Annotated in this window: 23 protein-coding genes and 2 tRNA genes; 17 read left to right on the top strand and 8 right to left on the bottom strand. The window is 72.6% G+C overall.

Annotated elements, in window-relative coordinates; all coding sequences use genetic code 11:
- Positions 1-83: 83 nt before the first annotated feature.
- The gene (locus ABZX40_RS00750) at positions 84-605 is read right to left on the bottom strand and encodes a DsbA family protein (RefSeq protein ID WP_355732995.1); all 522 of its coding nucleotides are present in this window, start codon (positions 603-605) and stop codon (positions 84-86) included.
- Between the two features lie 326 nt (positions 606-931).
- On the opposite strand from ABZX40_RS00750, the gene ABZX40_RS00745 reads away from it, so the two are divergent.
- Both ABZX40_RS00745 and ABZX40_RS00740 read left to right on the top strand, forming a co-directional pair.
- Positions 932-1378 carry a hypothetical protein gene (locus tag ABZX40_RS00745; protein WP_355733340.1) on the top strand — a complete coding sequence of 149 codons (447 nt, stop codon included), beginning with the start codon at positions 932-934 and terminating at the stop codon, positions 1376-1378.
- A gap of 668 nt (positions 1379-2046) precedes the next feature.
- Complete coding sequence (locus ABZX40_RS00740; protein ID WP_355732998.1) at positions 2047-2199, top strand: hypothetical protein; 153 nt, start codon at positions 2047-2049, stop codon at positions 2197-2199.
- Between the two features lie 246 nt (positions 2200-2445).
- Here ABZX40_RS00740 and ABZX40_RS00735 read toward each other — a convergent pair whose 3' ends face one another.
- Positions 2446-3006, bottom strand: coding sequence for a CGNR zinc finger domain-containing protein (locus tag ABZX40_RS00735; RefSeq protein ID WP_355733001.1), 561 nt, complete (start codon positions 3004-3006; stop codon positions 2446-2448).
- 311 nt (positions 3007-3317) lie between these two features.
- Complete coding sequence (locus ABZX40_RS00730) at positions 3318-3731, bottom strand: SsgA family sporulation/cell division regulator (protein WP_004002642.1); 414 nt, start codon at positions 3729-3731, stop codon at positions 3318-3320.
- Positions 3732-3922: 191 nt separating this feature from the next.
- On the opposite strand from ABZX40_RS00730, the gene ABZX40_RS00725 reads away from it, so the two are divergent.
- On the top strand, positions 3923-4387 hold the full coding sequence (locus tag ABZX40_RS00725) for a TIGR02611 family protein (protein ID WP_355733003.1): 465 nt from the start codon (positions 3923-3925) through the stop codon (positions 4385-4387).
- 107 nt (positions 4388-4494) lie between these two features.
- Positions 4495-4566, top strand: a tRNA-Val gene (locus ABZX40_RS00720).
- 330 nt (positions 4567-4896) lie between these two features.
- On the opposite strand, the gene ABZX40_RS00715 is transcribed toward ABZX40_RS00720, so the two are convergent.
- Positions 4897-7263, bottom strand: coding sequence for a hypothetical protein (locus ABZX40_RS00715; protein ID WP_355733006.1), 2367 nt, complete (start codon positions 7261-7263; stop codon positions 4897-4899).
- A gap of 107 nt (positions 7264-7370) precedes the next feature.
- On the opposite strand from ABZX40_RS00715, the gene ABZX40_RS00710 reads away from it, so the two are divergent.
- Positions 7371-7856 (top strand): SRPBCC family protein, encoded by a 486-nt coding sequence (locus ABZX40_RS00710; RefSeq protein WP_355733008.1) that lies wholly within the window; start codon positions 7371-7373, stop codon positions 7854-7856.
- Positions 7857-7905: 49 nt separating this feature from the next.
- Positions 7906-7977, top strand: a tRNA-Val gene (locus ABZX40_RS00705).
- A gap of 87 nt (positions 7978-8064) precedes the next feature.
- Here ABZX40_RS00705 and ABZX40_RS00700 read toward each other — a convergent pair.
- Positions 8065-8790, bottom strand: coding sequence for a 3'-5' exonuclease (locus ABZX40_RS00700; RefSeq protein WP_355733011.1), 726 nt, complete (start codon positions 8788-8790; stop codon positions 8065-8067).
- 221 nt (positions 8791-9011) lie between these two features.
- Here ABZX40_RS00700 and ABZX40_RS00695 point away from each other — a divergent pair, with 221 nt between their 5' ends.
- From ABZX40_RS00695 to thrS, 3 genes are all read left to right on the top strand, one after another.
- A complete protein-coding gene (locus ABZX40_RS00695; RefSeq protein WP_355733014.1) occupies positions 9012-9602 on the top strand; it encodes a DUF4365 domain-containing protein in 591 nt (196 codons plus the stop codon).
- Positions 9599-10819 (top strand): hypothetical protein, encoded by a 1221-nt coding sequence (locus tag ABZX40_RS00690; RefSeq protein WP_355733017.1) that lies wholly within the window; start codon positions 9599-9601, stop codon positions 10817-10819. The genes ABZX40_RS00695 and ABZX40_RS00690 overlap by 4 nt, the downstream gene beginning before the upstream one ends.
- 728 nt (positions 10820-11547) lie before the next feature.
- Positions 11548-13524, top strand: coding sequence for a threonine--tRNA ligase (gene thrS, locus ABZX40_RS00685; protein ID WP_355733020.1), 1977 nt, complete (start codon positions 11548-11550; stop codon positions 13522-13524).
- A 44-nt stretch (positions 13525-13568) separates the two neighbouring features.
- Here the strand turns inward: thrS and ABZX40_RS00680 are convergent, their stop codons facing one another.
- Entirely contained in the window at positions 13569-14231 is a 663-nt protein-coding gene (locus ABZX40_RS00680; protein ID WP_355733023.1) for a potassium channel family protein, read from the bottom strand.
- An 85-nt stretch (positions 14232-14316) separates the two neighbouring features.
- Between ABZX40_RS00680 and ABZX40_RS00675 the strand changes: the two genes are divergently transcribed.
- Positions 14317-14877: an HIT domain-containing protein gene (locus tag ABZX40_RS00675; RefSeq protein WP_355733026.1), complete on the top strand. Its 561-nt coding sequence runs from the start codon at positions 14317-14319 to the stop codon at positions 14875-14877.
- A gap of 85 nt (positions 14878-14962) precedes the next feature.
- Here ABZX40_RS00675 and ABZX40_RS00670 read toward each other — a convergent pair whose 3' ends face one another.
- A complete protein-coding gene (locus ABZX40_RS00670) occupies positions 14963-16624 on the bottom strand; it encodes a hypothetical protein (protein WP_355733029.1) in 1662 nt (553 codons plus the stop codon).
- A 246-nt stretch (positions 16625-16870) separates the two neighbouring features.
- Positions 16871-19066: an elongation factor G-like protein EF-G2 gene (locus ABZX40_RS00665; protein ID WP_355733031.1), complete on the bottom strand. Its 2196-nt coding sequence runs from the start codon at positions 19064-19066 to the stop codon at positions 16871-16873.
- A gap of 280 nt (positions 19067-19346) precedes the next feature.
- Between ABZX40_RS00665 and pgsA the strand changes: the two genes are divergently transcribed.
- The 7 genes from pgsA (at position 19347) to ABZX40_RS00630 (ending at position 26481) form a co-directional block, all read left to right on the top strand.
- A complete protein-coding gene (gene pgsA, locus ABZX40_RS00660) occupies positions 19347-20054 on the top strand; it encodes a phosphatidylinositol phosphate synthase (RefSeq protein ID WP_355733034.1) in 708 nt (235 codons plus the stop codon).
- A complete protein-coding gene (locus ABZX40_RS00655) occupies positions 20051-20968 on the top strand; it encodes a phosphatidylinositol mannoside acyltransferase (RefSeq protein WP_355733037.1) in 918 nt (305 codons plus the stop codon). Before pgsA ends, ABZX40_RS00655 begins: the two co-directional genes overlap by 4 nt.
- Positions 20965-22191 (top strand): glycosyltransferase family 4 protein, encoded by a 1227-nt coding sequence (locus ABZX40_RS00650; protein WP_355733040.1) that lies wholly within the window; start codon positions 20965-20967, stop codon positions 22189-22191. Before ABZX40_RS00655 ends, ABZX40_RS00650 begins: the two co-directional genes overlap by 4 nt.
- Positions 22192-22243: 52 nt before the next feature.
- The gene (locus ABZX40_RS00645; protein ID WP_355733043.1) at positions 22244-22789 is read left to right on the top strand and encodes a hypothetical protein; all 546 of its coding nucleotides are present in this window, start codon (positions 22244-22246) and stop codon (positions 22787-22789) included.
- Positions 22790-24141: 1352 nt separating this feature from the next.
- Positions 24142-25056, top strand: a complete 915-nt coding sequence (pdxS, locus tag ABZX40_RS00640) for a pyridoxal 5'-phosphate synthase lyase subunit PdxS (RefSeq protein ID WP_355733046.1) — start codon at positions 24142-24144, stop codon at positions 25054-25056.
- Positions 25057-25063: 7 nt separating this feature from the next.
- Positions 25064-25681 carry a pyridoxal 5'-phosphate synthase glutaminase subunit PdxT gene (pdxT, locus tag ABZX40_RS00635; protein ID WP_355733049.1) on the top strand — a complete coding sequence of 206 codons (618 nt, stop codon included), beginning with the start codon at positions 25064-25066 and terminating at the stop codon, positions 25679-25681.
- 47 nt (positions 25682-25728) lie between these two features.
- A complete protein-coding gene (locus ABZX40_RS00630; protein WP_355733052.1) occupies positions 25729-26481 on the top strand; it encodes a YebC/PmpR family DNA-binding transcriptional regulator in 753 nt (250 codons plus the stop codon).
- Positions 26482-26547: the final 66 nt, after the last annotated feature.

Genomic DNA, 26547 nt, shown 5'->3' with positions numbered 1-26547 from the left:
TCCGGCCCCCCGCGCGGTCGCTGCCGGTCCGGTTCAGTCCCGCTCACTCCGGCCCAGTCCGGTTCAGCCTGGTTCAGCCCGGTTCAGTCCCGCTCCGCGAGCAGCCGGTCGGCGATCTCCTCGACGCGCTCGCGCAGCCCTTCCTGGCTCTTGCCGCCGTCCAGCCGCTCCCCGCCGATGACATAGGTGGGCGTCCCGGTCACGCCGATCGCCTTGCCCTCGGCCTGATCGGCGTCCACGGCGAGGATGTGGCGGCCGTCGATCAGCGCGGTGTCGAACTCCTCCGCGTCCAGGCCCAGTTCCCCGGCCACCTCGACCAGGAGGGGTTCCCCCTTACGGCCCAGGTCCGCGATCCGGTCCAGCACGGCCTCGACGTACCGCCAGCCCTGCCCCTGCTCGGCGGCCTCCTCGGCGGCCTGCGCGGCGGCGAAGGAGTGCCGGTGCTTCTCCAGCGGGAAGTGCCGCAGCCGGATCTCCAGCCGGTCGCCGTAGCGGGCGCGCAGGGCGGTGAGGTCGTCCAGGGCGGTACGGCAGTCCGGGCACTGAAGCTCGCACCAGAAGTCGAGGACGACCGGAGAGACGGAGGCGGGTGAGGAGTCGCTCATGGGGTCAGTCTGGCAGCCGGGGGAGGGGCGGCCCACCTCGGGACCGGGTGACGGGGGCGGGACCTTGCGGTCGGGCGGAGGCGGGGCTTCCGGTTCCCTTGCGCTGTCCATCTCATGCCTTTCCCCCGCCGCTTCCGGCGCCCTTCCGGCGCTCTTCCGATGCCCGTCCGGGGGTGCCCGGTGGTGCCCGGGAGCGACCTCCGGAGGAGATCGAACCCGGAGATGTCCCTGATGTCCCGCTGGGGCATGGCCCGCGAGGGTGGGGACGGTGCAGGATGGAAGGGACGAAAACCCTTCTGATCGACTCGGCCTGCCTGGAGGACCGGATGATTGCCGAGACCGTCTGTTCCGCCGTCGCCGCGGCCGGGCTGGGCATCGCCGCGATCACGGCGTACCGCAAGCGCTTCCTGGCGGCCACCCGCATCGCCGCGTACGCGCTGGTGCCGCTGGGCCTGGTGATGACCGGCGTCGTCCAGTGGGCGGCGGACACCGCGTTCAGCCCGATGGCCTGGGCCGGCTTCGGGGTGCTCGGCGGGGCCTGGCTGCTGTTCATGGGTACGCGTGCCGTGGAGCGACGGCGGGGCGGCACCCGCAAGGAGCGCAGAGCGGCGGCGCGGGCCGCGCAGACCGAGGCGGTGGCCCCGGGCGCCTCGGCCCCGTCCCTGGGCCCGTCGACCCGCCCGGCCGCCCAGCCGAAGGCCGCCCCCCGCGCCACCGGCACGGCGGACGACTTCAGCGACATCGAGGCGATCCTGAAGAAGCACGGCATCTGAGAGCACTCGGTGGCTGGGCCACCCTGGCGGACCGCTGCCGCGCACGGGCCGACCGGCGACGGCCGGAATCGCACCGGCCTGCCGAGCCCGGCCGGACCAGGCGACGGCTGCCTGCGCCTGGCTGGCGCGAGGTGGTCTTGCCCAGCCCGGCACGGCGAGGGTTGCCCGCGCCCGGACGGTGTGAGGCTGTCACGCTCGGCTCGACCGGCGGACACCTGCCCATGCATGGATGACATCAGGTTGTCGTGCCCGGCGCTCGACCGGGGACGGTTTCCTGTGTGTGGGTGGGCAGCGCGAGTTTGTCGTGGCCCGGCTCGCCCGGCGGACGACTGCCCACCCACGGTTGGCGCAAGCCCGTCTCTCACCGCCTCGACCAGGCGACCACTGCCCGCGCCCGCACAGCGCGGGCTGTCCCACACCGCCCCGCCTCGCCCGCCCCGCACCGCCCCGGCGTCGGTTGCCCCTGCCCGGACGGCGCCAGGCAGCCGCACGGCCCGACCGGCGGACGGTCACATACGACACTGACCCCGGCGGAGCCCTCCGCTCACTCCCCGCACCCACCCCATAACCCCTAGCCACCCTCCCTGTCACGGGTTCTGGCGAACTACCCCTCTCCTCGGGCGTGTTGGGTGTGTCAAGGGTGCCTATTGCGCCATCATCACGGCGAGATGCTGGACACGACACAGAGCGAGACCGCGCCACCTCAGGACGAGCCGCGCGGGTGCCTCTTCGCCCTTTCCCAGCCACCGTTGATGATCTTCCTGACGGTGATCGGGTGTCTGTTCCTCATGGCAGCGCTGCACGACCTGCTGTTGCTGTGAGCCGAACCCGTGGTCCTCGGCGCCACCCGCCGGGGGCCGCGACAGTCGGCGGCCTCGACCCCGACGGGCGGAACGATCTCCGTGCGACCGTCCATCGGTCACGGTCCGCAGTCACCGCGGAGGCGGCCCGGTCGTTCGGTCGGATGTCAGGTGTCGTATATCGGCCAGATTTTGGTTGGCGAGATTTTTACCGGCGCTCCGCCGGTCCGCGGAGCCCCTCGGTCCGCTCCCCGTCGCTCCGGGAGGTCAGCCCGTGGCCTCGCGGCGTCGCGCTCGGTAGGCGGCCACATGCAGCCGGTTGCCGCAGGTGCGGCTGTCGCAGTAGCGCCGGGAGCGGTTGCGGGAGAGGTCCACGAAGGCGTGCCGGCAGTCCGGGGCCTCGCAGCGGCGCAGCCGCTCGCGCTCCCCGGCGACCACGAAGAAGGCCAGCGCCATCCCGCAGTCCGCCGCCAGGTGGTCGGCGATGGAGGCGCCGGGCGCGAAGTAGTGGACGTGCCAGTCGTAGCCGTCGTGGTCGGTGAGGCGGGGGGTGGTGCCCGCGGCGGCGACCAGCTCATTGATCATTCCGGCGGCCGACCGGGAGTCCGGCGCCGTGAAGATCGTGGCGAAGCGGCCCCTGAGTTTTCGGACCGCGGCGAGGTCGAACTCCGAGAGCGCGCCGACATCGCTGATCTTGTGGTTCCGTACGAACTCTTCGAGTGCGGCGACGTCCGCCAGCCCGTCCGGGCTCTCGTCGTCGTCCGGTGCGGTGTTCACCAGATCCACCACGGAGTCGAGGGCGCACCGGGTGTCGTGGGTGATCAGCACGTTTCGCTCCCTGGCCTGGGGTCGGGCGGGTGCCCGCCGATGCTGGCCGATGGTAGTGGCTCCGGGACCGAGGGCCGGTGGTCTCGGGCCACGCACGGCTTGGCGGTACAACGCCGGGGCCCCGGGATGCGTTCCCGGCCCCGGGTGGCCCCGCGGGGAGCGGCGCGGGAGCGGGCGGTCACGCACAGTGAACCGGCGCCGGGTCGCGGGATACGCGACACCGGCGCCGGTGTTTGGCCCATATGCGGTTGTCTTGGCCCGAGCCGTCTCCCCGAGTTGGACGGCGCCGGGCGGCTCTACGGGGTCTCGCCCTAGCTCTCCGCCAGGATGTGCGAGAGCTCTTGGTCGAGATCGAAGTGCCGGTGTTCCGTGCCGGGTGGCACGGCGGCGTCGGTTCGCTTCAGGAACGATTCCAGGGCCCTCGCGGGGGCCTCCAGCAGGGCCTCGCCCTCCGGCGAGCTGAGGGCGATGCAGACGACGCCCTGCCCATGACTGCGCGACGGCCAGACGCGGACGTCGCCGGTGCCGGTGGGGCGGTGCAGCCCCTCGGCGAGGAGGTCGCGGGCGAACACCCACTCGACGGTCTCCTCGGCTCCGGTGTGGAAGGTGGCGTGCACGGCGTAGGGGTCGGCCGTGTCGTACCGCAGGCCCGCGGGGACGGGCAGGGAGGACTCGCTCGACACAACGAGGCGCAGGTGCAGCTCGCAGCTGACCGTGGTGTTCATAAGCGCCAGGGCCTTTCGCTCAGTGTGCGCTCGGGGATTCGCACGTCGGCGAAATCGACATGCCACCTACGGTGCCGTTGTAAACCCCTCTGAGTGTTTTGCCTGTCTTTACGTAACTCTTCCGGCCGAGAACCTCTTGGTGGGGTACGACCATTCCGGTGACCGGATTCGCTCGGGTAAGGTCTGGCTGTATGAATACGGGGCGTGACGAGCCCGGCGAGGTCGCCGTGGCCGCTGACAACATTGGTACGGACCAGGCGACGGACGCGGCGAAGGGGGAGCGCGCACTGGGATCCCGGGCACCGGAATTCATCAAGGCTCGCCGGATGCTGCACGTCAGCTGGCAGGTCGGGGTCTTCGTGGTCGGCCTCGCCGTGGTGGCCGCGGGCGCCGCGATGCTGGTGCTGCCCGGCCCCGGCTGGGTCGTGATCTTCGGTGGTATGGCGATCTGGGCGACCGAGTTCGTCTGGGCCCAACTGGTGCTGCGCTGGACCAAGCGCAAGGTGACCGAGGCCGCCCAGCGCGCCCTGGACCCCAAGGTCAGGCGCCGCAACATCATCCTCACTGTCATCGGCATGGTGATCATCGGTGCCCTGTGCGCGGTCTATCTGTGGCAGTTCGGCCTCGTGATGCCCTGGAGCATCGAGAACCAGTGATCCGCGGCCCCGGTCGGACGGCCGGTTGGCCGGATCCGAGCGGCGCGGGTCCCTCCGGCGGTGGTCACGGCCACCGTCTGACATGGGGTAATGTTCTTCCTGCGTCCGGGCGATTAGCTCAGTGGGAGAGCGCTTCGTTCACACCGAAGAGGTCACTGGTTCGAACCCAGTATCGCCCACCCGGATCGACGGCCCGTCTGCGTGATGCAGACGGGCCGTCGGTGTTTCTGCGCCTCCGCCGGGTCCGGTGCTGTCCGGTCCCGGTCGTCCCGGACGGCCCCTCGGCGAGCGGATGATGACGGTCCGTTACTTGATCAATGAGGCGGATCTCACATCCGCCTCTTATCTTTCATTTAGGGAGAAGGGTCTGAGCTGGGTCGTCAAAGGAAATCCCCGAACAATTCCCGGAACCTCGCCGCATTTCTCCGGAAGGGTGAGATCCGAGGAAGAAGCGGGACGGTGAGGGGCGGGCCCGCCGCCAGGCCCGCCACTGCCCCGCCGGCCTCTCGCTAGTCCATCCTCCCCAGCGTCTCCCGCACCTTGCGCACATCCCGCAACCGCTGTTCATAGGTCGCCCCCAGCGTGAGCAGCAGCAGACCGGCCAGCGCGGGCGGCACCCAGCGCGGCAGCAGCCCGGCCACCTGGACGAGATACGGGGCGAGTTCGTGCAGGCTCACCAGCAGCAGCACCGAGCCGCCCAGCACCAGCGGGGCCAGCAGCCGGGACCGGGCACCGGCCAGCGTGACCACCAGCGCCGCCCCGCCCAGCAGCAGCGGACGCAGCCAGTGCGGGTCGGTCCACACCATCACCAGGCTCGGCAGCAGCGTCACCGACAGCCCGGGACCGTACGCCACCCAGGACGACGTCCGGGGGTCGCCGTGCCGCAGCAGCAGACCGATCAGCAGCGCCGGGACGGTGACCGGCAGGGTGTACGCCTCCGGCGCCGTCACCTCCCACGCCGCCAGCCGCACCCAGGCCGCCAGCACGAACAGGCCCGTCGACACCCACTCCGCCGCCGGGCGCCGCTCCGGACGCAGCGCCGTACCCGCCGCGATCACCCCGCACAGCGCGATCACCAGCGCCAGCATCGGCGGATCGGTCACCGCCAGCCCGATGGCCACCAGTGCCGCCGTACCGCCCGTCACCTCCACCCCCAGCCGGGTCGCACCCTCGGTGCGCGGGGCCAGCAGCGCCGCCGCCACCGGCACCAGCAGCACCAGCGGCGCGACCGACGGCGCCTCCCAGCCCAGCGAGGCACCCGCGGCGCCCGCCAGCCCCGTCGCCCAGACCAGCGCCAGCACCGCCCCGACCGTCCGCCCCACCCCGGCGGCGGACAGCGCGACCCCCGCGAACAGGGCCGTCAGCAGGGCCAGTACCGCGAGCGTGGCCGGTTCGGAGGCCAGCGCGAGCAGCGCCAGGTCCGCCGCCGTGACCGCCGCCAGCACCAGCGGCACGATCCGCCGCAGCGCCAGCAGCACCACCGTCACCGCCCCCAGCAGCACCAGCGTGGCGGCATACGGCAGTCCCAGCGTGTACGGCAGCAGCAGCACCGACGCCCAGACCAGACCGAGCGCCCCCGCCAGCGCCCGGGGGCGCCAGGCCGCGTCCCGGACCACCGCGACCGCCAGCGCCGCCACCATCAGCAGCACCACCGGCACCGCCACCACATCGGTCGGCCACTCCACCTCACCGGTCGGCAGCAGCCCGTCCCGCGGCGCACCCCCCCACACCGACTCCGCCCAGCCCACCGGCCCCACCAGCGCCCCCGCGACCATCGGCGCCGCCCACAGCAGCGCCGCGCCCTGCACACCCACCGACGCCCAGCCCAGCCCCCGCCGCACCGGTTCCGGCACCCCGTCCGCCCGCAGCGCCGCCAGCAGCGCCATACCGAACACCAGATGCACCGGCACCGCCCACGCGTCGGGCAGCAGCACCCGCGGCACCGCCGCCACCGCCACCACCAGCAGCACCCCACCCGCGACCGAGAGCCCCAGCGCGAGCCCCGGACCCGCGCCACCGCGCGACGCGGCGCCCAGCGCAATCGCCACCGCGAGGAGAAGGAGCGCCGCCGCACGGGCGGCGGCGCTCGGACCGGAAGCCGTCGACGACAGCCAGCCGGCCGCCAGCACGCCCCAGCCGCCCAGCCCGTACGCGCCCGTCGCCGCGACGACGCGTATCGAGGGGGCCGTCCACCGGAGCGCGACAACCGTGTCCAGCGCCGCCGTCACCAGCAGCGCGGTCGTGATCCCGTACGGCAGCGCGTCCAGCGCCACCGCGCCGAGCAGCAGCGGGAGTTGCGCCGCGCACAGCGCCGCCGGGAGCGGCAGGAGCAGCGCGGGCCCGGCGACCCGGGCCAGCCCCCGCCCGTACGCCGCCCAGCCCGCCGCCAGGACGGCCGAGGCGAGGGCCGCGTACGCGGCGCCGTCGGTGTCCGCGAGGGCCACCCGGTGCAGCGCGTACGCGTCCAGCACCGTCAGCGCCAGCCCCAGGCCCGCCACCGTCTCGGCGGTCGCCCGCAGCCCGCGCCGCAGCAGCGCCACCGGCACCGCCAGCGCCGCCGCCGTGACCGCGCCCAGCACCAGCGACCGTCCCGCGATCCCCAGATCACCCCAGCTGACCAGGGTGAACGCCACAGCCGCGAGGGTCAGCAGGGCACCGCCGAGCAGCAGCAGCAGATTCTGGACACCCGGCGTCGACGCCTCGGGCACCGGTGCCGCCGGGCGAGAAGGAGGGGTCGGGGCGGTGCGGGGCGGGCCGTGGAGCTGGGCGACCAGCCAGGCACGCCGGGCCAGCAGGTGGCTCCGACGGGCGTCGAGCCAGGACAGCTCGGCGTCCAGGAGCCGCAACTCCTCGGCCGGTGGCGGGATCTGTGTCATGCCAGGGAGTGTGGCCGCCGTCACGCCACCCGGCATGAGCGCACATACTCAGAACGTACTCAGATGGGACACCCGAGGTGGACGCGCCCAGATATGGGAGGGACCGGATGGACTGGAGTCACTACCGCTTCCGCAGCCGCTGGATCCTGCCCGCCCCGCCCGGCGCGGTCTACGCGGCGCTGGAACGCGCCGAGGAGTACCCGCGATGGTGGCGCGAGGTCCGCTCGATCGACCGCGTCGACGACACCTCCGGCGTGATCACCATCCGCTCCCTCCTGCCCTACGCCATGACCTTCACCGCCCGCGCCACCCGCCGCGATCCGGCCGCCGGGGTGCTGGAGATCGCGATGTCCGGCGATGTCGAGGGCTGGGCGCGCTGGACCGTCACCGCCCGGGGGAGCGGCACCGTCGCCCGCTACGACCAGGAGGTCGACGTCCGCAAGCCGCTGCTGCGGAGGCTCGCCGTGCCGGGACGGCCGCTGTTCCGGGCCAACCACACGCTGATGATGCGCTCCGGGCGCCGCGGGCTGCGCGCCCTGCTGGCCACGGAGCGGGACGGCCGGGCGCGCCGGGGAACGTCCGGCCGGGGTTGAAGCGGTTTGAAGGAAGCGCGCCGGGGCCTGTATGGTTCAGTGCGTTCCCGGGCGATTAGCTCAGTGGGAGAGCGCTTCGTTCACACCGAAGAGGTCACTGGTTCGAACCCAGTATCGCCCACCGGGAAAGGCCGGTCCGCCACAGCGGACCGGCTTTTTGCATGTCCAGGGCGTGCGCCGGATGGGCGCGCCGCCCGCCCGGCGGATCTCAGGCCGCCGCCGGCAGTTCCGGGCGCAAGGGCCACGCCGGGTCCACCGCCTCCTCACTGCCGCTGCGCGCGAACCACGCCTGGAGGCCCCGCGCCTGGGCCGCGTGCCACACCGCCTGGAGCGTGTGCAGCTCGGCCGGGGACAGCCGCTCCAGCCGCGTCGTGAACCGCCGCCCTATCGCCCGTACGACCTCCAGGGAGGCCTGCGCGTCCGCCGCCGCCTCGTGCGCGCCGTCCAGCGTGACGCCGTAGTGCGCGCACAGATCGGTCAGGGTGCGGCGGCCCTTGCGGTAGCGGTCCAGATGCTTGTCCAGGACCCGCGGATCGAGCACCAGCAGCGGGCTCGACTCGAACCAGCGCCCGAGCGACGAGGCGCGGTGGCGGCGCAGCTCGCGATCCAACAGGGTCAGATCGAACGGGGCGTTCATCACCACCAACGGACGCCCCACGGTCGCCTGTTCGGCCAGGGCCACGGCTATCTCCTGCATCACCGGCGCCGGCCAGCGGCCGTTGCGCGCCAGATGCTCCTCCGTCAGCCCGTGCACCGCCGTGGCCGCCTCGGGCACCGGCACGCCCGGATTGACCAGCCAGCGGCTCACCCGGGGCCGGGTCCCCGGACCGTCCTGGACGACGAGGGCGGCCGACACGATCCGGTCGGTCTCGACGTCCACACCTGTCGTCTCCGTGTCGAATGCGGCCAGAGGGCCCTCGTACCAGCACGTCATACGAACACAACTCCTCGTTCACCCACGGCAGCTGACGCACCGTCCTCCGCCCGTTTCGGTGATACCCGGGCTGTTTGCGCACTACGCCGCGAGGAGACAACAGGAGTACGGGAACGCGCAGTTCAGCGACCTCTCCCACGCCGCAGCCGTCGCAGCTGCCCCGCCCCCACCCACCCGAGCGTCACGGAACACATCCACACTGTCTGGAAGGCTGTCCGGTCATGGCGATAGCGCAGCCCGAGCGGGGCGGGCTGCTGCCCGAACGCACGGGCCCCCGCCGCGGTACGCACCACGGCACCTCCCGCGGATCCCTCGCCACCACCGCCTGCATGGAGACCTTGCAGGTGGGCTATCTGCACGCCGTCGCCGCGGCGGCGGGCTGCTCGCTCTCCCAGCCCTTCCCGGACAACGGCATCGACTGGCACGTCAGCCACAGCGCCCCCGGCCACACGGTCGACGACGAGGTCACCATCAAGGTCCAGCTCAAGGCCACCCACCAGGTCCCGCCGAACCCGCCCGGCCCCTCCTTCTCCTTCACCCTCGACAACGACCACCTCAGAAAGCTGGCCCGCACCCCGGTGTCGGTGCACAAGATCCTGGTCGTGATGCTCGTCCCGCGCTCCCAGGACGACTGGCTGCGCGCCGGCCACGACCGCCTCGACCTGCGCCACTGCTGCTACTGGGTCAACCTCGCCGGCCGGCCGGTCACCGGCCGCCACCGGACCACCGTACGGATACCGACCGCCAAGATCTTCGACGACCGGGCGCTGTGCGAGATCATGACGCGCGTCGGAACGGGAGGCAGACCATGACCCACCGCCCGCTCGGTGAACCGCTCCGCCCCGTACGCCCCCACCCCGCCGATCCGGCCTGGCACCGCGTCCCCGAACCCGGCCAGGTCGACCCCGCCGTCCTCGGCGCCCTGCTGGCCCGGCACGGCTGGCGGCGGCGCGGCGGTGCCATCGGACGCTACGGCCGCTGGACCCCGCCCGGACCCGGCGGCCGGGGCACCAGCCTGCTGGTCCCCGAGAGCCGCGCCTTCCCCGACAGCGAGGACCTGCTCGCCGAGGCACTCGTCGCCCTCGCCCGCAGCGCCTCGCCGTCCGCGCGCGAGATCCTCGTCGGGCTCAGCGTGCCCAGCGACGAGATCAGCTGGCGGCGGGACGTCCCCGCCGGACCCGCCGGGACCGCGCCCTGGACCGTCGAGGAACAGCTGCGCGGCGCCGCCCGCCAGATGCTGCTCGCCGCCGCCCTCGCCGCCCACGCCCGCGCCGGCTACTACGGCAACCGGCACCGGCGACCCGCCGCCGCGCTGCTGGACCACGTCCTCGTCGGCTCCGCCGCCGGAAGCGGCCGGCTCACCGCCTTCGTGCCCGTCGCCACCGGCCGCGCCCTGTCGGAGCGGCTCCACCACGCCGTCTACGCGGTCCGCGAGGCGATCGACTACCAGCGCGCCACCGGGGGCATGGACGCCTTCGACGGCGCCGTCGAGGCCGGGGCCAGCCGGGAGCTGACCGAGGCGCTGATCGGGCTGGTCCGGGGCACCGAGGGCGCCCGGGTCGCCGTCGACTGGGCGCCCGCCGCCGGAGCGCCGGAGGGGGCGGTCGCCCCGGCCGAGGCGGTCGAGTTCTCCCCGGGCGACCTGCCCGTCCTGCGCGAGGCCGGCGCCCGCTATCTGCGCGACGAGCCCTCCGTGCCGGTCCGCATCACCGGCGCGGTGGTCCGGATGCGCCGCCCGGAGCCGCGCGGCGAGGGCAGCGTACGGCTGCGGGTGCTGGCCGGGGCCGACATCCCGCACGTCCGGCTGACGCTGGACGAGGAGGACTACCGCATCGCCGGGCACGCCCATCTGGTCGGGCTGCCGATCCGGGTGCACGGCCGACTGGAGAGCCGGGGCGGCTTCCGGCGGCTGACCGGGGCGGGCGGAGTCGTCCCCGTACAGGTGGACGAGGAGGAGCGGGACCAGCTGATGAAGTCCTTGCAGGAGAACCTGGACTTCTTCGAGGAGGCATGCAGCGGGGAGGACTGACCGGGTGGGCGGCGGGGGCGTGTAAGGGGGTGGGGGCGTGGATCGGGGGTGCGGTGGTCGGGGTGGCGGCGGTCGGTTGGAGGTGGCGGGGTGGTCGGGCGGGCGGTGGCGACGGGGGTGATCGGCTGGGTAGATGGGCGGGGGTGGGCGGGGTGTTGGGGCGGTTGGTCGGTTGGTTGCTCGGGCGGTGGGGTGTTGGGGCGGTGGGCCGGGCGGGCGGTGGGGCGGTCGGGCGTGGTGGGGGTGAATGACTGGGGGAAGGCGCGCGCCGGGGCGACCGATCGGGCGCGGCGGCCGACGATGGGGAACGGTGCTGGGGATCGGCCATGGAGACCGGTGAGGGACTGCCCCTGGGGACCGGCGATGAGGACTGGCGCTGGAGACCCGCGGCGGAAGCGGGCGACAGTGACCGGCCGGGAAGGCGATCGCGGCGGCGACCGACCGGGCGCGGAGCGTTGCCGTTGCCGTTGCTGGGGCCGTTGCCGGGGCCGCGGTACGGGGTCAGGGCCGGGGTCGGCCCGGCGCGGCCCGGCGCGGCGGCCGAGCCCGCCCGGCCCGCCACCCCCCGGAGGGCTCCGGTGGCGCTCCCCGCAGGGCTCCGGCGCCATATCCCGGAGGGCCCCGGCGGCGTTTCGCGGAGCGCCCCGGTGGCTCGGTAGGATCGGTGGGCATCGCCCCGCATGCCCTGCGCCGCCAGAGCGCGGGCCCCCGTCAGTCAGGAGAGACCGGTGTCAGACGTCCGTGTGATCATCCAACGCGATTCCGAGCGGGAAGAGCGCACGGTGACGACGGGCACGACGGCCGCCGACCTCTTCGCCGGTCAGCGCTCGATCATCGCCGCGCGGGTGGCCGGCGAGCTGAAGGACCTCGCGTACGAGGTGGCCGACGGCGACGAGGTCGAGGGCGTCGAGATCACCTCCGAGGACGGCCTGAACATCCTGCGCCACTCCACCGCGCATGTCATGGCGCAGGCCGTGCAGGAGCTGTTCCCCGACGCCAGGCTCGGCATCGGCCCGCCGGTCAAGGACGGCTTCTACTACGACTTCGATGTCGAGAAGCCGTTCACGCCCGAGGATCTCAAGGCCGTCGAGAAGAAGATGCAGGAGATCCAGAAGCGCGGCCAGCGCTTCTCCCGGCGGGTCGTCACCGACGACGCCGCCCGCGAGGAGCTGGCCGGCGAGCCGTACAAGCTGGAGCTGATCGGCCTCAAGGGCGCCGCCTCCAGCGACGACGGGGCGGATGTCGAGGTCGGCGCCGGTGAGCTGACCATCTACGACAACCTGGACGCCAAGACCGGCGAGCTGTGCTGGAAGGACCTGTGCCGGGGTCCGCACCTGCCCTCCACCCGGCTGATCCCGGCGTTCAAGCTGATGCGCAACGCCGCCGCCTACTGGCGGGGCAGCGAGAAGAACCCGATGCTCCAGCGCATCTACGGCACCGCCTGGCCGTCCAAGGACGAGCTGAAGGCGTACCTGGACTTCCTCGCCGAGGCCGAGAAGCGCGACCACCGCAAGCTCGGCAGCGAGCTGGACCTGTTCTCCATCCCCGAGCAGATCGGCTCCGGCCTCGCCGTCTTCCACCCCAAGGGCGGCATCATCCGCCGCGTCATGGAGGACTACTCGCGCCGCCGCCACGAGGAGGAGGGCTACGAGTTCGTCTACACCCCGCACGCCACCAAGGGGAAGCTCTTCGAGACCTCCGGGCACCTGGACTGGTACGCCGACGGCATGTACCCGCCCATGCAGCTCGACGAGGGCGTGGACTACTACCTCAAGCCCATGAACTGCCCGATGCACAACCTGATCTTCGACGCCCGCGGCCGGTCCTACCGTGAACTGCCGCTGCGGCTCTTCGAGTTCGGGACCGTGTACCGGTACGAGAAGTCGGGTGTGGTGCACGGCCTGACCCGGGCGCGCGGGTTCACCCAGGACGACGCCCATATCTACTGCACGCGCGAGCAGATGTCCGACGAGCTGGACCGGACGCTGACCTTCGTGCTCGGCCTGCTGCGGGACTACGGCCTGACGGACTTCTATCTGGAGCTGTCGACCAAGGACCCGGAGAAGTTCGTCGGCTCGGACGAAGCGTGGGAAGAGGCCACCGAGACGCTGCGGAAGGTCGCCGAGAAGCAGGGGCTGCCGCTGGTGCCGGACCCGGGCGGCGCCGCGTTCTACGGGCCGAAGATCTCCGTGCAGACGAAGGACGCCATCGGCCGGACCTGGCAGATGTCGACGATCCAGCTCGACTTCAATCTGCCCGAGCGGTTCGACCTGGAGTACACCGCCGCCGACGGCACCAAGCAGCGGCCCGTGATGATCCACCGCGCGCTGTTCGGCTCGATCGAGCGGTTCTTCGCGGTGCTCCTTGAGCACTACGCGGGTGCCTTCCCGGCATGGCTGGCGCCGGTGCAGGCGATCGGCATCCCGATCGGGGACGCGCACGTGGAGTATCTGGAGGAGTTCGCCGCCACCGCGAAGAGGCGGGGGCTGCGGGTCGAGGTCGACTCCTCGGCCGACCGGATGCAGAAGAAGATCCGCAACGCCCAGAAGGCCAAGGTGCCGTTCATGGTCATCGCGGGTGATGAGGACATGGCCAACGGGGCGGTGTCGTTCCGGTACCGGGACGGGTCGCAGGAGAACGGCATTCCGGTGGCCGAGGCGATCGAGAAGATCGCGAAGACCGTCGAGGAGCGCGCGCAGATCTGACGGCGGGCGTTTCCGTAGAGCTGTGGGGGGAGCCCCCGGGGAGATCAGCTTCCCGGGGGCTCCTCCTCGTCCGGCCGGGTGAAGCGATGGATCAGCCAGGACGAGAACGAACCCGTCACCGCGCCCAGCAGCGCCAGACCGCAGGCCATCATCCCCACCGCGATCAGCCGGCCCTTCGGGGTGATCGGGACGATGTCGCCGTAGCCGACCGTGGCCAGCGTCGAGCAGGTCCACCACACCGCGTCGCCGAAGGTCGTCATGGTGGCGCCCGGCGCGTAGCGCTCCTGGGCGTAGACCGCGAGGGCGCCGGAGAAGCCGACGAGCACGGCGGCGAGGCTGGCGTAGACCATCACCCGGCCGTAGAGGGGGAGGCGGGGGCGGCCGTGGCGGCGCTGGACGGCGTCGTAGAACTTCATGATCCGCAGGGGGCGGAGCAGGGGCAGCAGCAGGGTCAGGGTGTCCAGGGGGTGCTGGCGGACGAAGCCCCAGCGGCGTCCGCCGAGCCGCCAGCGCACCGCGTAGTCCACGAAGAACATCGCCCAGGCCGCCAGCAGCACGGCGAGGGTCAGATCGTGCCAGCCGGACGGCAGTCCGGGGGCGAGCACCAGGGTCGCGTAGGCGCCGAGGAAGCAGAGCGAGGCCAGGGAGAGCGGGATCTCGGTACGGTCCTCCCAGCGGCGGGCGGGCGTACGGCTGACGTCGTCCATCGGGCCAGCTTGGGCCATCGGACGGGCCCGGCCCGGGGCGGCGTTCCGCACTCCCCGGCGACACGCCGCGAACGGCCGAAGCCATATGCTGCTGGGCATGACGAGTGAGCCGGAGCAGCAGATCGGGGTGGGGACGCAGGACGCGTTCCAGCGTCTGTGGACGCCCCACCGGATGGCCTACATCCAGGGCGAGAACAAGCCGACCTCGGCGGAGGCCGGTGACGGCTGCCCGTTCTGCGCGATCCCGGCGAAGTCCGACGAGGACGGGCTGATCGTCCGGCGGGGCGAGCAGGTGTACGCGGTGCTCAATCTGTACCCGTACAACGGCGGGCATCTGATGACCGTGCCCTACCGGCATGTCGCGGACTACACCGAGCTGACCGCCGGGGAGACGGCGGAGCTGGCGGAGCTGACCAAGCAGGCGATGACCGCGCTGCGGGCGGCGTCCGGGGCGCACGGGTTCAACATCGGGATGAACCAGGGGAGCGTGGCGGGCGCCGGGATCGCCGCGCATCTGCATCAGCACATCGTGCCCCGCTGGGGCGGGGACACCAACTTCATGCCGGTGGTGGGGCACACCCGGGTGCTGCCGCAGCTGCTGGCGGACACGCGGGCGATGCTGGCCCAGGCGTGGCCTTCGGCGTAGGGCGGCTGTACGCGCCGGTACCGGGCTGGGCGGGGGTCGCACAGCCCGGTTGCGCGGCTGGGGCGCCGCGGTGGGCGGCCCCGGCCTACGCGTCGTAGAGGTCGGCCTTGCGCGGGGCGGCGTCCTGGACCGCGCCCGACAGGAACGAGGAGCGGGCGCCGAACTTCTCGGTGTCGACGCCGTTCTCCTTGAGGACCCGGATCGCGGCGGCGTGGACGACCCGCAGGACGGGGGTGGCGGCGCGCAGGGCGTCGTCGGCCATGAAGCGGTGGCGCCAGGGCTGGTCCGCCCAGGCGTGCCGCAGACCGAACGGCTCGGGCAGGCCGACGGAGCCGCCCAGCCAGTTCAGCAGCGGCGGGTACCAGGTGAGCGGGGCGCGGACGGCGAGCCGGACCACCTCGTTGGTGCTGACCAGGGGGAGCTTGACCGTGCGGTTCTCCCACGGCTTGAGCGCCTTCTGGACGGACTTGGTGGGGGCCGAGGACTTGGTGGTGAACAGCGAGTTCACCGGGCCCAGGGCGTGGCCGGTGACCTCGATGCGCAGCGTCGAGTGCAGCACGGTGACCGTGATCATCATGGTGATGACCAGCTGGCCGTCCCACAGGGTCCACTGGACGCCCAGGTAGTGGCGGTTGCCCGCGCCGAACTGCTGCTTGTTGCAGATCTCCTGTATCGCGTGCTGCTTGAACTGGAACGCCTCGACATCGGTGCCCTCCGGGCGGGACACCGATCCGGCGTTCTCCCCGATGGGGCTGACGATCCAGTGGCGTATGGAGGGCGGGGTGAAGCCGCCGGTGTTCAGGGGGCCGCGCTCCAGCATGCGCAACTGGTCGTGGATCGAGCGGATGACGTCCCAGCTGCGGAAAGGGTGGATCTCGCGGTCCGGATCGACCGGGGTCAGTTCCTCGGCGAGCTGCCAGGCACCCCAGCGGGTGCCCATGCCGAGTATGCCCTTGGGCCCGGCGTAGAAGACCGAGTTGGACTGCTGCTCGGCGCTCAGCTTGGCCAGGGACTGGCGCAATTGCTCGGCGGCGGTCTCGCCGGGGTTGCTGGGCACCGCCTCCGGGACCTTGGCGCCGACGTTGCCCCCGGACAGCAGGCTGTCCCAGCGCTCGCGCAGATCCTTGGCGGTGGACTCGCAGACCTGCTTGGCCCAGAACCAGCCGAGGACGGGCAGGGCGATGGCCGCCCGCGCGTACCACGCCCAGAAGCCCGTCAGCGGCATCCGGATCAGGAAGATCACGGCGACCACGCCGACGGCCAGCAGCAGGGCCGTGGCCAGCGCGGAGGCCCGTTTGTCGTCGCGCTTGTCGATCATCGCGCGGAGCTGGAAGACGCCCAGCCACAGCAGCAGACCGGGCAGGAACAGCACACCGCAGACCACCATGATCGCCGTGAGCTTGTTGTCGCGGTCGCGGCGGATGCGGTTGGCGGCCAGCGCGTGCTCCACGACGACCTGGGGTTCGGTGCCGAAGGACTGGATCAGCGCGCCGCGGCCCGGGGCCAGCATGCGGCTGACCAGGGCGCGGGAGAACGCCTCACCGAGGTTGGGCCGGAAGATGGCGGCCCATTTGCGGCCCTCGTTGACGCTCGACTTGTGCCAGTCGTTGTCGGCCTTCTTGATGTCGTCCATCGGGCTGTCGCGGTAGGCCATGGAGGCCAGCGCGTAGGTCGGCGCCTGGCCGCCGTCGCCCGTGCGGGGCACCTGGGGTCCGAAGATGTCCCCGTAGCCGCCGTCACTCGCCATGCCCGCCCCCGATCGCCGCAGTGTCGCTCCTGCCGCACTTCCCGACTTCCCGGCCCCGCACACCTGTTGGCCGGTCGTCCGTCCAGAACGGGTCCCGCCCGACGTGCCACCTGATCACGTGATCAGCGTAGCCGCCGCCACCGACATCCGGCGGCGGACGGCCGAAGCCGCCCGCAGGACTCCCCTCGGGCCGGGCCCGACGAGCGCCCGCCGACAGGGGATTTGTGCCCGTCGAGGAGGCAACTCCTAGCCGTCCCCCTCCTGTTCCCGGATCTTTTCCGCGATCTGCGGGGGCATCGGTTCGTGCCGGGCGTACGCCCGCTGGAACCGGGCTGTGCCGTGCGACAGGGAGCGCAGATCGACGGCGTACCGGCTGATCTCGATCTCGGGCACCTCGGCGCGCACCAGCGTGCGCCCCCCGCTGGTCTGCTCGGTGCCGAGCACCCGGCCGCGCCGTCCGGACAGATCGCTCATCACCGCGCCCACATAGTCGTCGCCGACCAGCACGCTCACCTCGGCGACCGGCTCCAGCAGATGGATCCGGCTGTCCCCGGCGGCCTCGCGCAGGGCCAGCGCGCCGGCCGTCTGGAAGGCGGCGTCGGAGGAGTCCACCGAGTGCGCCTTGCCGTCCAGCAGGGTCACCCGCACATCGACCAGCGGATATCCGGCGGCGACGCCCTTGGCGGCCTGGCCGCGCACCCCCTTCTCGACGGACGGGACGAACTGCCGGGGCACGGCCCCGCCGACCACCTTGTCGACGAACTCGATACCGGAGCCGTTCGGCAGCGGCTCCACCTCGATCTCGCAGATCGCGTACTGCCCGTGCCCGCCGGACTGCTTGACGTGCCGGCCGCGGCCGGCGGCCCGGTCGGCGAAGGTCTCGCGCAGGGACACCCTGTGCGGGACGACGTCGACCCGGACGCCGTAGCGGGCGCGCAGCCGTTCCAGGGCGACATCGGCGTGCGCCTCGCCCAGGCACCACAGGACGACCTGGTGGGTGTGCTGGTTCTGCTCCAGGCGCATGGTGGGGTCCTCGGCGACCAGCCGGGCGAGCCCCTGGGAGAGCTTGTCCTCGTCGGCTTTGCTGTGCGCCCGGATGGCCAGCGGCAGCAGCGGGTCCGGCATCTCCCAGGGCTCCATGAGCAGCGGGTCGTCCTTGGCGGAGAGGGTGTCGCCGGTCTCCGCGCGGCCCAGCTTGGCGACCGCGGCCAGATCCCCGGCGATGCAGTGCGACAGCGCCCGCTGCTGCTTGCCGAAGGGCCCGGTCAGCGCGCCGACGCGTTCGTCGACGTCGTGGTCCTCGTGCCCGCGGTCGGCGAGGCCGTGCCCGGAGACATGCACGGTGTCGTCGGCGCGCAGGGTGCCGGAGAAGACCCGCACCAGGGAGACGCGGCCCACATAGGGGTCGGAGGAGGTCTTGACCACCTCGGCGACCAGCGGGCCGCCCGGGTCGCAGGGCTTCAGCTCGCGCGGCTCGCCGCCGATGGTGGTGACCCGGGGCGCCGCGCGCTCCAGCGGGGTCGGGAAGCCGCCGGTGACCAGTTCCAGCAGTTCGACCGTGCCCAGGCCCTGGCGGGCGCCCGGGGCGGCGGGGGCGGCGGCCAGCACCGGGAAGAAGACCCCGCGCGCGACGGCCCGCTCCAGATCGCCGACGAGGGTGCCGACGTCGATGGGGTCGCCGCCGACGTACCGGTCCATGAGGGACTCGTCCTCGCTCTCCGCGATGATGCCCTCGATCAGCCGGTTCCTGGCCTCCTCGATCAGCGGCAGCCGCTCCGCGTCCGGCGGGGACTCCACCCGGGTGCCGCTCGCGTAGTCGAACAGGGTCTGCGAGAGCAGCCCGATCAGCCCGGTCACGGGGGCGTGCCCGTCGGGTCCGGCGGGGCCGCGCAGCGGGAGGTAGAGGGGGAGCACGGCGTCGGGGTCGTCGCCGCCGAACGCCTGGGCGCATATCCGGGTCATCTCCTCGAAGTCGGCCCGCGCGGATTCCAGGTGGGTGATCACGATCGCGCGGGGCATGCCGACGGCCGCGCACTCCTCCCACACCATGCGGGTCGCGCCGTCCACGCCGTCGGAGGCGGAGACCACGAAGAGGGCCGCGTCCGCGGCGCGCAGACCGGCCCTCAGCTCCCCGACGAAGTCGGCGTATCCGGGGGTGTCGAGCACATTGACCTTGATGCCGTTCCATTCGACGGGCACCAGGGAGAGCTGTACCGAGCGCTGCTGACGGTGCTCGATCTCGTCGTAGTCGGAGACGGTGCCGCCGTCCTCCACGCGGCCCGCCCGGTTCACCGCTCCCGCGGTCAGCGCGAGAGCCTCCACCAGCGTCGTCTTGCCCGATCCGGAATGGCCGACCAATACCACATTCCGTACGGATGTGGGATGGTCGGCCGCCCTGGCCCTGCCGGCGGCTCCGGGGTGTGCGTTCGCCTTGTCGCCCATGGCCTTGCCTCCCGTGCACGGTGTGGTCGGTGAGGCGCGGGCGGACAGGGGGCCGCGGTGGCGGCTCCGGTGACGCCCGCGGTCCTTCGAGCTTTCCACTCCCGTCACGGTGCGTCCATACAGGCGACACGGACCCGACGCCCGCCGGGGGTCGCGTACGGGGCGGGGCACGGTGCCCCGTCCCCAGTGCCCGGCAGTCGTACAAGCGCCCGCGTGGCTACGATGGGCCAGCCGGTGGCCAGCAGGGGCCGCGCGGCGACAGCGACCCCTTTGGAAGGCCATGCTGAACAAGTACGCGCGTGCATTCTTCACGCGTGTCCTCACTCCGTTCGCCGCGTTTCTGATCCGCAGGGGCGTCAGCCCCGACACGGTGACGCTGATCGGCACCGCCGGAGTGGTCGCGGGCGCGCTGGTCTTCTACCCCCGGGGCGAGTTCTTCTGGGGCACGGTCGTGATCACGCTGTTCGTCTTCTCCGACCTGGTCGACGGGAACATGGCCCGCCAGCTCGGCCGCTCCAGCCGCTGGGGCGCCTTCCTGGACTCCACGCTCGACCGGGTCGCCGACAGCGCGATCTTCGGCGGTTTCGCCCTCTGGTACGCCGGACAGGGCGACAACAACGTGCTCTGCGCGGTGTCCATCTTCTGCCTGGCCAGCGGCCAGGTGGTGTCGTACACCAAGGCGCGCGGCGAGTCGATCGGGCTGCCGGTCGCCGTCAACGGGCTGGTCGAGCGGGCCGAGCGGCTGGTGATCTCGCTGGTCGCGGCCGGTCTCGCGGGCTTCGACACCTTCGGTGTCCCCGGCATCCACTGGCTGCTGCCCATCGCCCTGTGGATCGTCGCCGTCGGCAGCCTGGTCACCCTGATCCAGCGGGTCGTCACGGTCCGGCGTGAATCGGCCGAGGCGGAGGCCGCCGCCGCGCAGGACAATGGAGGCGCGGACGGCGATGCCCCGGCCGGCGCGTCCCACGGGAGCGAGGCGGCGAAATGAGCGCACGGGAGCGGTTCACCGACGCCCTGTACGGCGCCGGGTGGGCCACCGTGAAGAAGCTCCCGGAGCCCGTCGCCGTCCGGCTCGGCCGCTCCCTCGCCGACACCGCGTGGAAGCGGCGCGGCAAGGGCGTGCTGCGGCTGGAGGGCAACTACGCGCGCGTGGTGCCCGGCGCGAGCCCCGAGCGGCTGCGGGAACTGTCCCGCGCGGGCATGCGCTCCTACCTCCGCTACTGGATGGAGTCCTTCCGGCTGCCCGCCTGGAGCCCGGAGCGGATCCGGAACGGCTTCGAGGTCAAGGACATCCACCACCTCACCGACGGACTCGCCACCGGGAAGGGCGTCGTCCTCGCGCTGCCCCACCTGGCCAACTGGGACCTGGCCGGCGCCTGGGTCACCACCGAGCTGAGGACCCCCTTCACCACCGTGGCCGAACGGCTGAAGCCGGAGACCCTCTACGACCGTTTCGTCGCCTACCGCCAGGGCCTCGGCATGGAGGTCCTGCCGCACAGCGGCGGCACCGCCTTCGGCACCCTGGCCCGGCGGCTGCGCGACGGCGGCCTGGTCTGCCTGGTCGCCGACCGCGATCTGTCCGCCTCCGGCGTCGAGGTGACCTTCTTCGGCGACCGCGCCCGGATGCCCGCCGGACCCGCCCTGCTGGCCCAGCAGACCGGCTGTCTGCTGCTGCCGGTGACCCTCTGGTACGACGACTCGCCCGTCATGCGGGGCCGGGTCCATCCCCCGATCGAGGTACCCGAGTCAGGTACCCGGGCCGAGAAGACGTCTGTCATGACACAGGCGCTGGCCGATGCCTTCGCCACGGGGATCGCCGACCATCCGGAGGACTGGCACATGCTGCAACGGTTGTGGGTCGACGACCTCGAACCCCGCGCGCCGGACGGGGAGCAGCCGTGAGGATCGGCATCGTCTGCCCCTACTCGTGGGACGTCCCGGGCGGCGTCCAGTTCCACATCCGCGACCTCGCCGACTACTTCATCCGCCAGGGCCACACCGTGTCCGTCCTCGCCCCGGCCGACGACGACACCCCGCTGCCGCCGTACGTGGTCTCCGCGGGCCGCGCGGTGCCGGTCCCGTACAACGGGTCGGTGGCCCGGCTGAACTTCGGGTTCCTCTCCGCCGCGCGCGTCCGCCGCTGGCTCCACGACGGCTCCTTCGACGTGGTGCACATCCATGAGCCGACCTCGCCCTCGCTCGGCCTGCTCACCTGCTGGGCCGCGCAGGGCCCCATCGTCGCCACGTTCCACACCTCCAACCCGCGCTCGCGCGCGATGATCGCCGCCTACGCCATCCTCCAGGCGGCCCTGGAGAAGATCAGCGCCCGGATCGCGGTCAGCGAGTACGCCCGCCGCACCCTCGTTGAGCACCTCGGCGGCGACGCGGTGGTCATCCCCAACGGTGTGGACGTCGACTTCTTCGCCCGCGCGGAGCCCCGTACGGAGTGGCAGGGCGACACCATCGGCTTCATCGGCCGGATCGACGAGCCTCGCAAGGGCCTGCCCGTCCTCATGCGGGCCCTGCCCCGCATCCTCGCCGAGCGCCCGAGCACCCGGCTCCTGGTGGCCGGGCGGGGCGACGAGGAGCACGCGGTGTCCGAGCTGCCCCCGGAGCTGCGCTCGCGCGTCGAGTTCCTCGGCATGATCAGCGACGAGGACAAGGCCCGCTTCCTGCGCAGCGTCGACCTGTACGTGGCGCCCAACACCGGTGGTGAGAGCTTCGGCATCATCCTGGTCGAGGCGATGTCCGCGGGGGCCCCGGTCCTCGCCTCCGACCTCGACGCCTTCGCCCAGGTCCTGGACCAGGGCGCCGCGGGCGAACTCTTCGCCAACGAGGACGCCGACGCCCTCGCCAAGTCGGCGGTACGCCTCCTCGGCGACCCCCAGCGCAGAACGGAGCTGCGGGAGCGGGGCAGCGCCCATGTCCGGCGCTTCGACTGGTCGACGGTCGGCGCGGACATCCTCTCCGTCTACGAGACGGTGACGGCGGGCGCGGCGGCGGTCGCGGCGGACGAGCGCGCCCACGAGGCCCGCCGCAGAACGGGCGGCCAGGGCGGACCCGGCGGCAGCTCCGGCGGGGACGGCGGCGGGCTGAGGGCGCGGCTGGGGCTGGCGCGGGACTAGCGCCGGTACGTGCCCGCACGCCGCCCCCTCCAACCCCCTAAGGTGACCGTCCGTGACCGCAACCCTGATCTGGATCCTCGTCGCCCTTGTGGCGATCGGCCTCTATCTGAGCTGGACCGCCGGCCGCCTGGACCGGCTGCACGCCCGGATCGACGCCACCCGCGCGGCCCTGGACGCCCAGCTCCTGCGCCGCGCCTCGGTGGCCCAGGAACTCGCCACCTCCGGGGTGCTGGACCCGGCCGCGTCCATCGTCCTCTACGAGGCCGCGCACGCCGCCCGGCAGGCCGAGGAGGAGCAGCGCGAGGTCGCCGAGAGCGAGCTGAGCCAGGCCCTCCGGGCCGTCTTCGCCGACCCCCACCAGGTCGAGGGCGTCCGCGAGGCGCCCGGCGGCGAGGCGGCGGCCCATGAACTGACGGAGGCGGTACGACGGGTACCGATGGCCCGGCGCTTCCACAACGACGCGGTCGGCGCGGCCCGGCGACTGCGCGAGCACCGCAAGGTCCGCTGGTTCCGCCTCGCGGGCCACGCGCCCTTCCCGATGGCCTTCGAAATGGACGACGAGCCACCGGCGGCCCTGGTGGAACGGGGGGCGGGCTGAGGGGGAGCCCTCCGGGCGGTGGGGGTTCGGGCGGGGGTGGAGCCCTACGGCGTTGGGGGTCGGCGCCGGGGTGGGGGAGCGGTTTCCTGGAGGGGGATGCCGGGGTGGAGCCCCACGGGCGTTGGGGGGTTTGCGCCGGGGTGGGGAGCGGCCTCCTGGCGGGGGATGAGGGAGCCGCCCCTGGAAGCGGGACGCCTGCCCCCGGGTGGGGAGAGCTGCCGTTGGGCCCTTGGAGTCCGGATGCCCGTCCCTGGACTGGATCCGGATGCCCGTCCCTGGACTGGAGGGGAGCGCTGGCCTCAGCGGCAGGGTGCCGTCGGGGACGTGGGAGACCGCCCGCGCACGGGGAGAGCGGCCCTCAGGGGCGGGACGCCCGGCCCCGGGTGGGGGGAAAGCGAGCCGCCCCTGGCGGCGCTAGCGGCGGGGTGCCGAGTCCGGCACCGGCGCGCGTCAGGGACGTGGGAGACCGCCCCTGTACGAGGGAGAGCCGTCTTTGGAGGCGGGACGCGCGCCCCGGATGGGGAGTCGCGTCCTAGCTAGAAGCGGGGTCCGTCGGAAGCGTGGGCGCCTGCCCGCGCACACCGGGAGAGCTGACCTCAGGTGCGTTCCCACCTACAGCAGCCCATCGGCCGGTTCGCAGGACGCCCGCCCCCCCCCGGACATGGGAAAGCCGTACCCGGGATCAGCGCTTCGTTCCGGATGCGGGAGCCCGCCCCCCCCGGACTGGGGAGAGCCGCATCCGGGATCAGCGCCCCGCTCCGGATGCGGGAGCCCGGCCCCGGACTGGGGAGAGCCGCACCCGGGATCAGCGCCCCGCTCCGGATGCGGGAGCCCGCCCCCAGAGGCGTCCCGACCGCAGACACGAGCGACGCTCCCGCGCGGCGGCCCGCCGCGTCCCCGGCCCCGGTCACCCCGGCGACCGCGCGGGAGGCCCGAGGGCAGGGGGCGGCACCCCTGCCCCGGAAATGCGAGACCCGCACCCCGAGCCGGCATCCGCGCCCCGGGGACGGCATACCCGCCCCGGACGGGGCCCAGCGGCTCCCGCGGACGGGGCCTAGCGGTTTCCAGAGACGGGACGCCGACCGCCCCCGGCCGGGATGGCACCCCCGCCCCGCCCCCGGCAAGCCCCACCCCCCCCCACAGCCCCCCCGCACCGCACCCCGCACACTGCACCCTCAACCCGAACCCCTCCTCCTCCCCCTCCCCCCCGCCAAAACGATCCACCCCCTCCCCATTGGCCCTTGCAGTGGCCTGGTCCCCTCGCGTTTCCTCAGTGCAGCGGGCGCCCTGTTCACCGGTGCCGCACCCATCCTCTCCACCCCGTTCACCCCGTTCACCCAGTGAGGTCACCCGTGTCCACCACGCTTCCCGACTCCGCCCAGAACCCCGAGACCGGTACCGCGCGCGTGAAGCGCGGGATGGCCGAGCAGCTCAAGGGCGGTGTGATCATGGACGTCGTCACGCCGGAGCAGGCGAAGATCGCCGAGGACGCGGGCGCCGTCGCCGTCATGGCCCTGGAGCGGGTCCCGGCCGACATCCGCAAGGACGGCGGCGTGGCCCGGATGTCCGACCCGGACATGATCGAGGGCATCATCGAGGCCGTGTCGATCCCGGTGATGGCCAAGTCCCGGATCGGCCACTTCGTCGAGGCCCAGGTCCTCCAGTCGCTCGGCGTGGACTACATCGACGAGTCCGAGGTCCTCACCCCGGCCGACGAGGTCAACCACTCCGACAAGTGGGCCTTCACCACCCCGTTCGTCTGCGGCGCCACCAACCTCGGAGAGGCCCTGCGCCGGATCGCCGAGGGCGCGGCCATGATCCGCTCCAAGGGCGAGGCCGGCACCGGCAATGTCGTCGAGGCGGTCCGCCACCTCCGGCAGATCAAGAACGAGATCGCCCGTCTGCGCGGCTACGACAACAACGAGCTGTACGCCGCCGCCAAGGATCTGCGCGCCCCCTACGAGCTGGTCAAGGAGGTCGCCGGGCTCGGGAAGCTCCCCGTGGTGCTGTTCTCCGCCGGAGGCGTGGCCACCCCCGCCGACGCCGCCCTGATGCGCCAGCTCGGCGCCGAGGGCGTCTTCGTCGGCTCCGGCATCTTCAAGTCCGGCGACCCCGCCAAGCGCGCCGCCGCCATCGTGAAGGCGACCACCTTCTACGACGACCCGAAGATCATCGCGGACGCGTCCCGCAACCTCGGCGAGGCCATGGTCGGCATCAACTGCGACACCCTCCCCGAGACCGAGCGCTACGCCAACCGCGGCTGGTAAGGCACCGATGAGCAGCCCTGTCGTAGGCGTCCTGGCCCTCCAGGGCGATGTACGGGAGCATCTGACCGCCCTGGCCGCCGCCGGTGCCCAGGCGCTCCCGGTGCGCCGCCCGGAGGAGTTGGCCGGGGTCGACGGCCTGGTCGTGCCCGGCGGCGAGTCCACCACCATCTCCAAGCTGGCCGTCCTGTTCGGCCTGATGGAGCCTCTCCGCGCGCGCGTGCGCGCGGGGATGCCGGTCTACGGCACCTGCGCGGGCATGATCATGCTCGCCGACAAGATCCTCGACCCGCGCTCGGGCCAGGAGACGGTCGGCGGTATCGACATGATCGTCCGGCGCAACGCCTTCGGCCGCCAGAACGAGTCCTTCGAGGCCGCCGTCCAGGTCGAGGGCGTGGCCGGGGCCCCGGTGGAGGGCGTCTTCATCCGCGCCCCCTGGGTGGAGTCGGTCGGCGCCGCGGTCGAGGTGCTCGCGGAGCACGACGGCCATGTGGTCGCCGTCCGCCAGGGCAACGCGCTGGCCACGTCGTTCCATCCGGAACTGACCGGCGATCACCGTCTGCACGCGCTCTTTGTCGACATGGTGGTCGCCAAGGTGCGCGGGGAACGGGCAGTGGAGTCCTTGTAGGATCTCAGGCGTCCTACAGAGATTGGTTACGCGAAGGAGACAGGCAGATGTCCGGCCACTCTAAATGGGCCACGACGAAGCACAAGAAGGCCGTGATCGATGCCAAGCGCGGCAAACTCTTCGCGAAGCTGATCAAGAACATCGAGGTCGCGGCGCGGATGGGCGGCGTCGACGTCGAAGGCAACCCGACGCTGTACGACGCCGTGCAGAAGGCCAAGAAGCAGTCGGTCCCGAACAAGAACATCGACTCGGCGATCAAGCGCGGCGGCGGTCTCGAAGCCGGCGGCGCCGACTACGAGACGATCATGTACGAGGGCTACGGCCCCAACGGTGTCGCCGTGCTCATCGAGTGCCTCACCGACAATCGCAACCGCGCCGCCTCCGAGGTCCGGGTCGCCATGACCCGCAACGGCGGCTCCATGGCCGACCCCGGCTCGGTGTCGTACCTCTTCCACCGCAAGGGCGTCATCATCGTCCCCAAGGGCGAGCTGACCGAGGACGACGTACTGGGCGCGGTCCTGGACGCCGGTGCCGAGGAGGTGAACGACCTCGGTGAGTCCTTCGAGGTGATCAGCGAGGCCACCGATCTGGTCGGGGCCCGCACCGCCCTCCAGGAGGCCGGGATCGACTACGACTCGGCCGAGGCCAACTTCGTCCCGACCATGCAGGTCGAACTGGACGAGGACGGCGCCAAGAAGATCTTCAAGCTGATCGACGCGCTGGAGGACAGCGACGACGTGCAGAACGTCTTCGCCAACTTCGATGTCAGCGACGAGGTGATGGAGAAGGTCGACGCGTAGCGCGCCACGCGCGGCGGACCGGATCCGGCGCACCGGCTCAACGGGCCGACGGGGCAACCCCGTCGG

The sequence above is a fragment of the Streptomyces sp. NPDC004610 genome (genome assembly GCF_040609715.1).
Taxonomy (GTDB): domain Bacteria; phylum Actinomycetota; class Actinomycetes; order Streptomycetales; family Streptomycetaceae; genus Streptomyces.
The sequence above is the reverse complement of the archived record's forward strand: the minus strand, read 5'-3'. Positions and strand labels throughout refer to the sequence as shown.